Raw genomic sequence first — 13,483 nt, 5'->3', positions numbered from 1 at the left:
TAATTCCTCTCGATTCCGATGCGATTTTTATGATAAAAACGGGCGTTTGACTAAAACAAAATTTATCGAGCAAAAAAAGGATTTCATTTGAATAACGAAGAAATCATACAACGCATAAATGAGCTGAGAGAAAAGCGGAGCAAAAATTTAAAAAGCTCAAACGAAAATGTCTGCGAGACGGATGCCAATACAGATATGGATACGGACGCTGCCACAAATTTGGCCGAAAAATCAGACGCAGGTTCGGCCGCAAATTTAAGCCAAAAACCGAGCACCAAGCCCTCCGCCGCCACTTTAAGGGGTGGGCAATCGTTCAAAGACGCAGATCTCCGCACTCCACGCAATAATCGCTCTATGCCGAAAATACTCCTTCTCGTCGTCGTATGTATAGTCGCGGTTTTTATAGCGATAAAAGCGCCTTTCCGCACAGAAATTTTGAACGAAACCCAAATTCCTATCAATCAAGCAAACGAAGCCGCAGACAAAAATCCTAAAGAAATTTCTATTCGCACCAAAGACGGCACTTTAAAAATGAAAAATCCCGTAAGATTTCGCGAAGATTGCGACAGCGGGGATGGCGATGCCTGCGCCGTGCTTTCGAGCCTGCTGCTATTAAATGGCGAAATTTCGCAAGATGGCGCCAAAGATCTGCTTAAAAAAGGCTGTTATGAGCTTAACGGCGGAGAAAGCTGCACGAGACTCGCAGACTACGAAGATAGATATTCACAAGAGGGCAGAAAATTATACAAAAAAGCATGCAAGCTCGGTAACGGCGAAGGCTGCTTTATGTTCGGTTACGTCGCGTATTTTGATGATGACGACAAAGAAACGGGTACGCGATACTTTGAGCGATCGTGTGAGTTACGATTTGCGGAGGCGTGCTATTTTCTAGTGAGAATTTATTCAAATGATCCGGCAAAATCGCAAAGATATCAGGCTCTGTTTGAAAAATATCAACAAGAAAACGACGATGCGATAATCAGCTTTAGGCGCAGATAATTTTGCGGCGCAATGCACTTTTGCGCATTGCGCTTGCGGGTTTAAATTTGCGCAAATCAAAAAGCGTTTTTCGTCTGCAAGCATACAGATTTCAAATTTTACTCAAACCGAAGCGCCGCGTTAAATTTACACAAATGCAGAAAGTCAAATTTAATCGGTTTAATAAATTTAAAGCCTCGCGCAGAGATCGCCTTAAATTTACGCAAGCTCATACTGTCCGGCGCGCTTTTAAATTTTACTCATCACATCGTCGATTATCGCTTGCGCGCCGCTTTTATCAGCTAGCTCAAGCAGTCCTTTGCTTGCGCGCTCCACGTCGAAACTCTCAATCAAGCTCAAGATCCGCTCGCCGCTTGCGTCCTGCTGACGCACGATTTCGCAAAGTCCGCGCTCTTTAAGAAATTTCGCGTTATAAAACTGATGATCCGCCGCCGCGAACGGAAACGGCACAAATATCGCCGGCAGGCCATTTGCGCAGAGCTCCCACAGCGTGCTAGCGCCGCTGCGTCCGACGCAAAGATCGGCGCTTGCGATGAGCTCGTGCATATTTTTGCAAAAGCTCACGAGCTGTACGTCCAGACCCTGCTGTGCGTAAGTCTGCGAGATACGCTCAAACTCGCGCTCGCCGCACTGATGGATCACGCCGTAGCCGAGGCTCAAAAGCTTGGGCGCAAGCTCCACGGCAAGCGAGTTGATAAAACTCGCTCCCTGCGAGCCGCCCAAAAAGATGACCCTCTTAAGCGCCGTGCGCGGCCGCGCCGTCTCGAAAAAAATATCTGCGATCGGATAAGCAAACGCGGGCTTTTCATAGGAGCTGTAAAACGCGCGCGCAAAGGACCTCAGCAGGCGGTTGAGCCTCCCACAAACGGCGTTTTGCTCGTGGATAAAAAACGGCACGCGAGAAAGGATCGCCGCGATGGATGCGGGCGCCGAGCTGTATCCGCCCACGCTGATGAGCGCGCGGACGCCGTTTTGCTTTAAAATTTTACGCGCCGCAAGCGAGAGGCGCAGGATATTTAGCAGCGAGGCTAGCTTGGCAAAGCCCTTTTTATCGACGACGCCCGAGCTTTGCAGAAAATAGGTGCGCGCAAAAAGCTCGCTTTTTTCAAACCACGCGCGATCCTGCCCACGGTTTGAGCCGATGAAGATCGCTCTGATGCCCTGCTTTGCAAGGCGAGCGGCTAAATTTTTAGCGATTATCAGATGCCCGCCGGTGCCGCCGCCGCTGATTGCTATGACCATACTTTTCCTTTAAATTTATAAAATTTCGCGCTTAAATTTGAGCCTCGGCGCGCTTTGGAGTAGAATTTTAAGCGCAAATTCTGCTCTAAATTTTACGCCTAAATTTAAACAACGCTCGTTACAAAGCCCGCAGAAGCTTTAAAATTTCGCCCTTTTCGACGCCATCAAAACGAGCCCCACCGCAAACGACGCCGCAAGCAGATGGCTGCCGCCGTAGCTTAGAAACGGCACGGCGATACCCTTAACCGGCGAGATCGACGTAATGCCGTAGGAGTTGATAATGAACGAAAAGAAAAACATAAAGCCGATACCGAGGCAAAAGAGGAAATTTACGTTACTCGGCGACTTGCTCGCGGTCTGAAAGATGCGAAATAGCATCGCATAAAATAGCGCCACGATGAGAAAAATCCCGATAAATCCCCATTCTTCGGCGATACCTGCAAGCACGAAGTCGGTATGCACCTCGCTCAGATAGCCGAGCTTAAAGCTTCCCAGCCCAAGTCCCTGCCCAAAAAACTCGCCGTTGTTTATCGCATTTAGCGAGTGTCCGACCTGATACGGCGCGCTAGCGTCCTCTATACGCAGCCCGGCGGCTGTTTCGGGCGACATAAACGACAGCACGAAGTCCTGCACGCCGCCCCACCACGAGCGCACGCGATCGACCCTATGCGCGCTCGTGACGATAAAGACGTAAGCAAGCCCCAAAATCCCCATAAAGCTAAAGCCGATGAGCTTAAAGCTCGTGCCCGCAAAAAGCGACATAAAAATCATCGTAAGCCCCAGCACCGCGACCTGCCCCAGATCGTTTTGCACGATGGCGACCAGGATCACCACAAAGCCGAAAAGCGCTACGTAAGGAAGTAGCGTCGCGATCTCGCGCCCGATGCTTTTTTTGGAGTGATCAAGCTTGCGCGAGAAACTCCACGCCAAAAAGTAGATGAAGCCCACCTTGAAAAATTCTACCGGCGCGAGGTTAAAAAACGGCAGCCTGATCCAGCGCGCCGCGCCGTTTACGTCGGCGACCAAAGATTTAGGTAAAAAGCCCATCGCAAGCATCAAAATCCCCATGATCGCAAAAAGCGACATGCACACCGGCGTTAGGCATTTATCGGGATCGGCGCGAGAGACGATCCACATCACCGCGATGCAGGCGATCCCTACCGCGCACTGACGATAAAAAAAATGCAGTGGTGTAGCGCCCAGCAGAAGCACCGTATAGGAGCTCAGCGACAGCGAAAATATCATGCCGATCGTAATGAGCGCGCAGGTGAAGTAATATAGCCATTTATCGGTTCTCAATCATCTCTCCATTTTAAAATTTATTCGCATTTACGTGCGCCGTGCACGCTTCGTCTGCCGCGAGAGGCTCAAACCTCGCATCGCGCCCATACCGCACGGCGCCGATCGCGCATCGTCTTTTGGCACGTAGCACGATCGTGTATCCTTGAGGCGTGGCACGATCACACATTGTCTTTTGGAACGCAGTGCTATCATGCGTCTTTGGCGTGTGGCGTAAATTTTATTCTCGCGCATAGGCGACTTTGCGGCGCACGCTGCGAGATAGCGCACAGCAAAGCACGATCTCTCTTTATCCCGCAAGCGTGCATTGCGTACGCTCTATTCTAACATATCGCGGCGACTTTCGGCACGCGATAACAAGGTCGCAAACCTCGACTATGCAAAATCGCACACGAGTAGCGCGCGGTAGCTGCAAAATTTTACGCCGCAACATCATTGCAAACGCGCTCACATGTCGATCGATTTTTAGTGCGCAGACAACGTAAAACGAGCCGCATCTTACAATACGGCCGCACTGCAAAATACGACTTCGCTGCAAAGTGCGTTTGTACCGCAGACGATGCGAAATTTTGTTTTAAATTCATTCGCTGCTACGGCGCAAATTTTATTAAATTTATGCGTACAGCGATAAATTTCATTCTAAAATTTTACGCCGCAGATCATTGTAAGCACTCGCTCGCAAGACATGCCGCATGCAGCCGCACTGCGAATTATAACCCACACAAAACACAGCGCGGCCAAACGGCTTTGTCCGCCGTTCACGATCTATCGGCTTTTGGCGTGTGACACGGGTACTCGCACTGGAAATCAGCCGCTGTGAACGACAACCTCAGTACTCTGCGCATCGACCTTCAAAGTATGAAATCTTTCCGCCAATGTACTCACGCGGCAAGCCAAGTCCGCAGCAACTTCTTCCGCTTGCGCAGTCGCAAGATGTTTCATATCGACGCAGCGAGATTTAAAATTCAGGTCCGTTGCGGCAAATTTTAAAATTCAAAATTTGCGCCGCCTGGCGTCCCCGTTTGCAGCAGTTTCGGATAAAATTTCAAATTTACGTCGCGGATTGCCGTGGCGCCTTGAACGAAATTTATCCGTCGTAGAGCGTCTATCGTTTACGTATCGGCAGCGCGGCAAGCTCTCAATTCTGCGTCGCAGATGAAATTTAAATATCGCCTAGCGTTTAAAATTTAAATCTCAAAGCTCTTTCGCTCAAATTTTAGAATTTTAAATCCTGTGCCTTTTTAGCTCCGCTTGCGCCTTATAAAATTCAGACAACTCGCACGCCGCAAATGCAAGCTGCAAAACACGCTGTTCAGTTCACATCCACCGAGCACTACTTGAAGTGCCTGCCATACCGCAAAACTTCGATCACATCCTCGCATCCGTATAAACCGTCCGCCTTGTCATAGCCACAGAGGCACAAGTGCGAGCTGCGGAACGCGCAAATTTTAAAATTTAAAATCCGCCATGCAGATCAAAAAAATTTTAAAATTCCACCGCTTCAAATCCGATAAATTTTAAAATTTCACCGACGCAGATCGATTAAATTTTAAAAATTCTGGTACCCGTAAATCCAATAAATTTCAAAATTTCGCCGCTTAAATTTTATCGAAATTTTAAAGCTTATTTGATTATGTCGCGCTGACCTTTGGCGTTGATCTCGCTCAAAACGCCCATCTGTTCGAGCTGTTCGATGATCGTCGCGGCGCGGTTGTACCCGATACGCAAGCGGCGCTGTAGGTAGCTAATCGAGGTCTTCTCCTCCTCCAAAACTATCGCTTTCGCCTCATCGTAAAGCTCGTCAAGCACAATATTTTGCGGATTGATTATACCGCCTTCTTGCTTGGCGCCCTCGTTCTCGATCAAAAATCGCTCGTCATAAACGACGCTTTCTTGCGCCTTTAAAAATTCCGCGATCTTATTGATCTCATTCTCGGTCGTAAACGGCGCGTGCAGGCGGATGAGCCCCGGCGCGGTAGGCGGCGTAAAGAGCATATCGCCACGCCCGAGCAGGCTGTCTGCGCCCATCTGATCCAAAATCACCTTGCTATCGACCTTCGAGCCCACTCGGAAGCTGATGCGGCTAGGTAGATTCGCCTTTATCAGCCCCGTGACGACGTCCACGCTAGGGCGCTGCGTCGCTACGATGAGATGGATACCGCTGGCGCGCGCCATCTGCGCCAGACGCGCGATGTAGTGCTCCACATCCTTGCCGCTCGTCATCATCAGATCCGCGAGCTCGTCGATGATAACGACGATGTAAGGCAAAATTTCGCCCCCCTCGCGCAGCATCTTTTCATTGTAGTTGTCGATATTTTTCGTCCTGTTTTGCGCCATGAGCGAGTAGCGCTGCTCCATCTCCGCAACGAGATTACTTAGCGCGATAATCGCCTGCTTAGGCTGCGTGATGACGGGCGTTAGCAGGTGCGGGATGTCGTTATAGATGCTAAACTCGAGCATCTTCGGATCGATCATTATTAGGCGCAGGCTCTTGGGCGAGTTGCGATACAAAAGGCTTAAAAGCATGGCGTTGATGCCCACGCTCTTGCCGCTTCCGGTGGTGCCTGCGATGAGAAGGTGCGGCAGCTTCTTAAGATCGGTAACGAATGGCTGCCCCACGATGTCTTTGCCAAGCACGATCGTAAGCGGGCTGGAGGCGTTTTTGAACACGTCGCTTTCTAAAATTTCGCGCAGATAGATCGTATCGATATTTTGATTTGGGATCTCGATGCCTACGACGTCTTTGCCCGGAACCGGCGCCTGGATGCGGATGGTCTGCGCCCTAAGAGCCATCGCGAGATCGTCTTGCAGCGTTAGAATTTTACTCACCTTGATATGCGCGGCGGGGCGAAACTCAAAGGTCGTAACGACCGGGCCCGAGTAGGTCCGCACCACGTCGCCGTCGATCTTAAATTTACGCAGCTTATCGAGCAGATCGTAAATTTTACGATCGATCTCGCTCTCGTCGATATTGCTTTTCTTTTTTGGCGGCAGGTTTAAAAAATCAAGCGGCGGCAGCTTAAAATCCTTGGGCTTAGCCACCCTGCCCTTATCGAGCTGATCCAAAAGCCTTTTATTTTCGGCGACTTCGCTTAGGCGCTCGACCCTTTTTAGTCTGCTCGGCTTTCCCTTTTGCGGCATTTTAAGCTCGCGTTCAGCGGAAGCTTGCAGACCATGTGCATCACTGAAATTCTGCTCAGACTCGGGCTCGCGAGCATCGTTTAAATTTTGAAAATTTTGCCCGCTTTCAAAACCGCGTTCGCTTGCGCCCTGCTCCGCAAAATTACCCTGTTTCGCCGAATCGTCCTCTGCGCTCAAAGCGTTAAAATTTTCCGCACTTCTCAAGCCTTGCACAGACGAATACCTTGCGAGCCCGCCTCTTTGCGCCGCATCCGCATCGCTAGCAAAATCATCCCCAATTTCATCCTGCAAGCTTTCATCTCTTGAGCCAATAAAGCAGTTTTTGATAATGTCGGTAAAACGGTCTTCAAATATGAGCACTAGCGAAAGCACAAAAATCGTAATATTAAAAATCCACACGCCGACGCTTCCGATCATTCGCCTAAGCCCGTCCACCGCGAAGCTACCGACTGCTCCGCCGCTAGCGCCAAAGAGACTCGACTGCACCATCAAAATAGTAAAAAACAGCAAAATCGCGCCAATGCTAAACTCAAAAAATCTAAAGTCAAAACCGCGAAAATGCTTATAGGCTACGTATGCTAAGGCGAGCAAAAATAGCGGATAGATGTATGCAAAATAGCCGAATAGCTGGGTATTAAATGAGCGGATGGCATTGCCGGCGCTGCCTACAAGCGCGGAATCGGGCGCAATAGTAGCAAGCCCAAAAAATATTATGATAGCCGATATGACGATAAAATATACTTCTTTGATTATGATAGATCCTTAAATTTAAAGCGGTATTTTAGCCAAACGAAGGTTAAAATTTTATTTGAAGGATGAAATTTTAATGCTTTGATAAAATTCCGCGCCCTTGCGGACGCGGAATTAAAGGAGTTAGTTTTTGACGGCTTTGCCCAGATCCCACATAGGCATAAAGATACCAAGAGCCAAAAGAAGAACCATGCCCGCCATAAAAAATAGCATGATCGGCTCGACGTAGCTTGAGATATTATCGATGATATCATCAAATTTCTCTTTATAATAATCCGTGACGTTACCGAGCATCTTATCGAGGTTACCGGCCTGCTCGCCAGCACTGATCATCTGAATAAGCATACTTTCGTAAAGCCCTGTATTGTTAAATGCCTCTGTTAGGCTCACGCCTTGCTGCACGGCAATTTTAACGGTAGAGAGTTTCTCTTTTAAAGTATGATTATCCACCATTAAAACAGATGTATCTAGTGCATCAGCGATAGGAATACCCGCTCGCACGAGCTCTGTAAAAATAAGCATAAATCGCGACATAGTCGAGAAAAATATGATCTTGCCGAATAGATAGACCTTTAAAATCGTCTTGTCAAAGCCCTTTTTAAACTCAGGATTATTGCGATATGCCCATCTAAGAGCTATGATAGTGCCTATGATGCCCGCTAAAACAAAAATTCCATAATTATTAAGCGTGCTTTCGATGCCAAGTAGAATTCTAGTAGGTAACGGCAAATCCGCGCCCAAATCTTCAAAAATCTCGCGGAATTTCGGCACTACATACATCATCAAAACCGAAAACGCAATCGCCATAACAATCATAAGGATCATCGGATAGCGCATCGCCTTTTTAAATTTACGTTGGTTCTCCCAAAGCTCTTGAAGCATAGCAGCAAGCTTAGCTAGAGATTCTGCCATATTACCGGTTGCTTCGCCCAGACTTACCATCGCAACAACGACATCACCGAGCTGACCTCTAAATTTCTCCGTAGATTCGGTCAAGCTAAGACCTGCGTTAAGATCGTCGTTCATAGCACTGAAAATCTCTTTTAGCGTCTTATCCTCTGCCGCCCTTGCGACCTCTTTGATCGAGTCGTGGATTGAAATTCCGGCATTTGTCATAACCGAAAGCTGACGGATCGACGCTACTAACGGCAGTGTTCTAACTCTTCCGCTACCACCTAGCATGCGCGAAACCTGCGCCTTAAAATCGCCGCCCGTATTGGCTACGACTTGGGTTTCACCTCTTTTTACGATCGTCCCGCCTACGCGCTGCTTCATAAGGTTGTTTGCTTGCACCTTATCGCTAGCTTGCAAAAACATCTTCCTTCTTGCGCCCTTGGCGTTGTATTCAACTTCTAATTGCTTTTTCATTGTTTAGCCACCCTATAAATTTCTTCTATACTAGTTACTCCGCGCGCAGCACGTATAACACCATCTTCAAACATATCTATAAAACCCTCCTCCTTCGCCAAGGCCCTCATATCGTCCTTTGAGCCACCGTTAGCGATCAAGCTCTGCATTTTATCGGTAATAGGTAAAATTTCACTAATCATCTCACGCCCCATATAGCCCGTCTGACCGCATTGATCGCAACCTACGGCCTTAAAAAATGTGTATTTTTCAGGCAAGAATTCCTTCAGCTGATCAAGCATCGATTTAGGCAGATTTGTAGGCTGCTTGCAGTGCGGGCAAAGCTTTCGCACGAGACGCTGTGCCTCTACTGCAATGAGCGCACCACTTATGAGGTAAGCCTCTATACCCATATCCACTATTCGCGGGATCGCACTAACGGCGTCGTTGGTGTGTAGGGTTGAGAAAACCAAGTGTCCCGTAAGAGCAGCCTGGATCGCGATCCTAAGGGTCTCTTGGTCTCGGATCTCACCGATCATTATGATGTCAGGGTCTTGTCTTAAGATCGAGCGCAATGCTGAAGCAAAGGTAAGACCCGCTTTTTCGTTAACTTGGACTTGTTGGATTAAATTTACTTGATACTCGACTGGATCTTCTACGGTAATAACTTTAGTGTCGATATTTTTAATATCGTTTAGCGCTGCGTATAGCGTCGTAGACTTACCGCTTCCAGTAGGTCCGGTAACCAAGATAATACCGTATGGAGCCTTCATAGCGTTATTAAATTTCTTAAAGCTATCAGGGTGCATGCCAAGCTTTTCCAGGCTGATGATAACCTTGGATTTATCGAGGATACGCATAACGGTAGATTCGCCATTGATAATAGGCAGTGTCGAAATACGAAAGTCGTATTCGCGACCTGAAATTTTCATACTAAACCTACCGTCCTGCGGCTTACGGCGCTCGGCGATATCCATATTCGAAAGTAGCTTCAAGCGGCTTACTAGCGGTGGATAGATATCTTTATCAAAGATAAAAATTTCAGCGAGCATTCCGTCGATTCTGGTACGCACGACGCAGTTATTCTCGGTCGGCTCGATGTGAATATCGCTACCGCGCATCTTAATAGACTGGCTAATTATCATCTCAATGAGCTTCAAAATCGCCGAGGTATCATCGCTGCTTCCGCTACCGCCGGTGTTAGCAAGCTCTTTGCGGATCTCCTCTACGAGCCCCTCAATACTCTCTGAAAGCTCAAGCTTAGATAGATATTTATTTACCTGATTTGGATCGGCTACTACGATTTTAAGCAGCTGTTTACTAAACATAGCCTGCGCTTTATCTTGCGACTCAAGATTAAACGGATCAGAAAAAGCAACGTAAATATTCAGATCATCCGCTTTAACCGGTATCACGCCGTATCTTTTAAGCTGTGCGGTAGGAGTGCGTTCCGATAGCCTGAAGTCTATATCGATATCGTCTAAATTCATATACGACAGGTTCATTTTCTTGGCTAGAATTTGCAAAAATTCCTTCGGATCCATCGAAAATTTTTCGCTTATATCGTCAAATTCTATCTGACGACGCTTGTATAACTCAACTAAAATCGAGCAAAAATCATCCTGGCTTAGATAGTTATCTCCGACTAAAACCTCGCCTAGCGTCAAGCCGATATCCATCTTATCTTTAATTTCCGGAACAACGGTGCTAGTAAGGATATTGTTTCGTATTAAAATCGCAACGATCTGCTCTTCAATCTTTGTCATCGTGATCACCAATAAATTTTAATCGAGCTAAGCTTATCGCCAGCATAAATTGCAATTACCATCTTTTTTACCTCTTCCTCTTCTTTGATAAAAAGCTCGGCGCGCTCGCCGTTTTCTAGGGTAAAGACATACGTATCACTCTTTTTTACGTATGCTCTCTCCGTAAATTTATCAAAAATTTCAGACAAAATATAATTGATCTTGGGCGTTCTTATATAGCTTATGTCTACGCCGTCGCAAAGCGCCAAATAAAGCATCTTTTTTTGAAAAATTATGGTCGAATAAAGAGAAGCATTCTCGCGAGCCTCTTTCGTCTTATAAAGCATCACCGTAGGCACGACGAGCTCATTTACTTTATCCATCTTAAGGCACGCTTTGGCATACATATTTGCAAGTGCCTCGCTCTGCTCCTCGATGAATAAATTTCGCACGCTTTCTTGGCAGATACGGTTATACTGACCGATCTGATCCCAGTTGCGCACGTCATCGGCGCTAACTGCAAATAACGACGCGATCGCAAAAGCTAAAATATATAAAATTTTCATAGTTTATCGCTTCTTATCTTTGAAATGAGGTTAGAAATTTCGTTATTTTTCGCCTTTGCGTTAAAGGTCTCAAGAGCGTAAAGCGCGTCTTCTTTACGACCCTTTTTATAATTGGCTTTAGCAAAAATTATCCAGCTGGCAACGTTGTCCTTATCAAGCTCATTTGACGTAAGAGCCCATTTGATCGCATTATCGTAGTCTTTCTTATTATACGCTTCTTCGGCTAGCGATAGCGAATACTCAATCTTATTCGTCGCGTAAAATTTACTCTCCAAGCTCTGCTTATCTTCGCTTAAATTTGAAGTTTTTATCTCAATTCTAGAACTTAGCGGAGCGCTACTTGCGGTATTTGTAGAACCTCCAGAGAAATTTGATTTAGGCGGCAATGGAGCGCGTCCAAAATCGATAACCTCATTTTTAGGTGGCTGATTTGCAAAAGCTGCGTTATTGGTATTGGGTACATTAAATGTAGGAGCATTTTGATTGCCAAAATTCTGATTGCCAAAATTTTGACCGCCGAAATTCTGAGCCTGAGCCTGCCCGCCATAGTTTCCGCCATTTTCGTAATTATTAGTTATCTTAAACCCACCGGAATCCTCGCTGGATAGTACACCCACGTCGTTTAAATTTAAGCTTGGACGTTCCTTTTCGTGCTTAGAGGCGCGGGCAACTTTCGGCGCGCTGATATTATAATCTTCTTTGGAGATATTATTTTGCACTGCAAGATCTGCCGCCTGCTGCTCGGCATCACTAGCAGAATTTGTAGCACCGCCCTTGTCCTCAATATTTTGATTGATACTTGCCATACTGACGCTATCACTATCTTTAAGCAGCCAAAATATCGCTCCGATCGCAACCGAGATCAATATCAAAAGCCCCAAAATCGTCTTGTCGAATCTCAATACGAAATTCGGCTTAGATTTCAGGAAAGAAAACTGCTTTCTGTTTTTGTTATACTCTTCCCATTTTTTTTCAAGTTCGTTTACTTCGTAAAATTCAAGCATTTATTATCCCCGAGCCTATCGCTGCCATCTCTATGATTTTATTATTAATCTGCGAAAAACTAATTTCCGTAGGTTTATTTACTTCGTAATACTCAAAAAGCTCGTACATCTTATACATAAGCTTGTTGATATTTCTCATATTGCCGTCCGTTAAATTTAAAATCAAATCGAAATTATCGTCGCTAAACATAAAATAGTATTGTTGAAAGCCATGAAGCACAAGCTTCTTTTCAATATACAGCTTGACTTCGCCTAAATTTGAATTAGGAAGCTCAATGCTCTCCCAAATTCTAGTTTTAAAATAATCCTTCGCGAGGCGATCTTCCTCGTCAGTCTTATGCACTGTAAATAAAAATTTAAATAATCTGGTATCTGCCATAAGGCGAATTTTTTCTATTAAATTCCCAGGATACAGCTGAGCCTCATCAAGCAAAATAACGACCTGCTCTACTGCTCCCACATTCGTAGAAATTCCAAATCTCTCTCTGTAAACTCGCATAAAATTCTCGTAATTATCAATCGGCTCACTAGGAGTTGAATGAAAAATCTGCGAATAAAGCTCTAAGAAAAATTCTTTCTCATCAAAAAACGGCTGCGGCACAAATACGACTCTTACCTTTTTCTCAAGATCGACCTTGATTTTATTAAGCAAAAATGTCTTGCCACAACCCGGTTTGCCGTAAAAAAGTATAAGTTTTAACGGCTTTTGCAAAGCATTTAAAATTTTATGATAAGCAAGGGTCGATTTATCGAGATTAACGAAGTCCGAGACTTCGTTATCCTCGATAAAAATCTCCTTGATCGCCGTATAGTTATTACTCATTTTCGTAGATGGATTTTGAGTAGCCTAGCTCTTTAAGAGAGGTAGCAAGCGGCGCGCCGGTATTGTCGATGATATGTGGAGTTACTACGAAGATTAACTCCGACGTGCTCAAAACATCGGCAGTGCTTTTGAAAAGATTTCCAATTAATGGAATTTCAGCTAGCACAGGCACCCTAGTGTTATTCTTGGACTTAGTTGCGCCGATTAAACCGCCTAAAATTACAGTATCGCCATCATCTACCCAAACTACACTCGAGAGTTTCTTTTGCAAGGTATCAGGTGCGATATCTCTTCTGCCATTCTCTTTCCTTACATTATCTTCTGCATATTTAAGAGAACTTAAAGACGGATTAATTCGTAGCATAATCCTATTATCATCTGAAATTTCAGGCAAGATATTCAAAAGAATACCTACAAAGATCGAATACTGATCATCTGACTGAGTATCTCCGCCTTGATAATCACCTGTAGTAGTAGATTTTAATACGTAGTTAATGGTATCACCTACAGAGATAATAGCAGGCTGATTATTCATCGTAGTTACCTTAGGGCTTGAAATAATCTTGG

9 protein-coding genes and 1 pseudogene are annotated in these 13,483 nt (G+C 45.8%); 1 reads left to right on the top strand and 9 read right to left on the bottom strand.

The annotated features are described in order from the left end of the window. Positions 1 to 87 precede the first annotated feature (87 nt). Entirely contained in the window at positions 88 to 999 is a 912-nt protein-coding gene (locus tag Q0277_RS08685; protein WP_297997294.1) for a hypothetical protein, read from the top strand. A gap of 228 nt (positions 1,000 to 1,227) precedes the next feature. Here Q0277_RS08685 and murG read toward each other — a convergent pair whose 3' ends face one another. The 9 genes and pseudogenes from murG to Q0277_RS08640 form a co-directional block, all read right to left on the bottom strand. Further along, positions 1,228 to 2,241 (bottom strand): undecaprenyldiphospho-muramoylpentapeptide beta-N-acetylglucosaminyltransferase, encoded by a 1,014-nt coding sequence (murG, locus tag Q0277_RS08680; protein ID WP_297997293.1) that lies wholly within the window; start codon positions 2,239 to 2,241, stop codon positions 1,228 to 1,230. Between the two features lie 138 nt (positions 2,242 to 2,379). Continuing rightward, positions 2,380 to 3,540: an FtsW/RodA/SpoVE family cell cycle protein gene (locus tag Q0277_RS08675; protein ID WP_297997291.1), complete on the bottom strand. Its 1,161-nt coding sequence runs from the start codon at positions 3,538 to 3,540 to the stop codon at positions 2,380 to 2,382. A 1,623-nt stretch (positions 3,541 to 5,163) separates the two neighbouring features. Beyond that, positions 5,164 to 7,395: a DNA translocase FtsK gene (locus Q0277_RS08670; protein WP_297997296.1), complete on the bottom strand. Its 2,232-nt coding sequence runs from the start codon at positions 7,393 to 7,395 to the stop codon at positions 5,164 to 5,166. A gap of 159 nt (positions 7,396 to 7,554) precedes the next feature. After that, a complete protein-coding gene (locus Q0277_RS08665) occupies positions 7,555 to 8,799 on the bottom strand; it encodes a type II secretion system F family protein (protein WP_005870289.1) in 1,245 nt (414 codons plus the stop codon). Beyond that, positions 8,796 to 10,544, bottom strand: coding sequence for a GspE/PulE family protein (locus Q0277_RS08660; protein ID WP_297997290.1), 1,749 nt, complete (start codon positions 10,542 to 10,544; stop codon positions 8,796 to 8,798). The genes Q0277_RS08665 and Q0277_RS08660 overlap by 4 nt, the downstream gene beginning before the upstream one ends. A 5-nt stretch (positions 10,545 to 10,549) precedes the next feature. Beyond that, positions 10,550 to 11,089, bottom strand: coding sequence for a hypothetical protein (locus Q0277_RS08655; RefSeq protein WP_177389145.1), 540 nt, complete (start codon positions 11,087 to 11,089; stop codon positions 10,550 to 10,552). Further along, the gene (locus Q0277_RS08650; RefSeq protein WP_297997288.1) at positions 11,086 to 12,093 is read right to left on the bottom strand and encodes a hypothetical protein; all 1,008 of its coding nucleotides are present in this window, start codon (positions 12,091 to 12,093) and stop codon (positions 11,086 to 11,088) included. The genes Q0277_RS08655 and Q0277_RS08650 overlap by 4 nt, the downstream gene beginning before the upstream one ends. Continuing rightward, positions 12,086 to 12,916: an ATP-binding protein gene (locus Q0277_RS08645; RefSeq protein WP_005870282.1), complete on the bottom strand. Its 831-nt coding sequence runs from the start codon at positions 12,914 to 12,916 to the stop codon at positions 12,086 to 12,088. Before Q0277_RS08645 ends, Q0277_RS08650 begins: the two co-directional genes overlap by 8 nt. Beyond that, a pseudogene (locus tag Q0277_RS08640) lies at positions 12,909 to 13,483 on the bottom strand (pilus (MSHA type) biogenesis protein MshL); the annotation flags it as partial. The pseudogene Q0277_RS08640 and the gene Q0277_RS08645, both read right to left, overlap by 8 nt.

Origin of the sequence: uncultured Campylobacter sp. (assembly GCF_938030815.1) — a bacterium.
In the GTDB taxonomy this organism is placed as follows: Bacteria; Campylobacterota; Campylobacteria; order Campylobacterales; family Campylobacteraceae; genus Campylobacter_B.
Note: the sequence above shows the minus strand (reverse complement) of the source record. Positions and strands in the feature narration are given on the sequence as shown.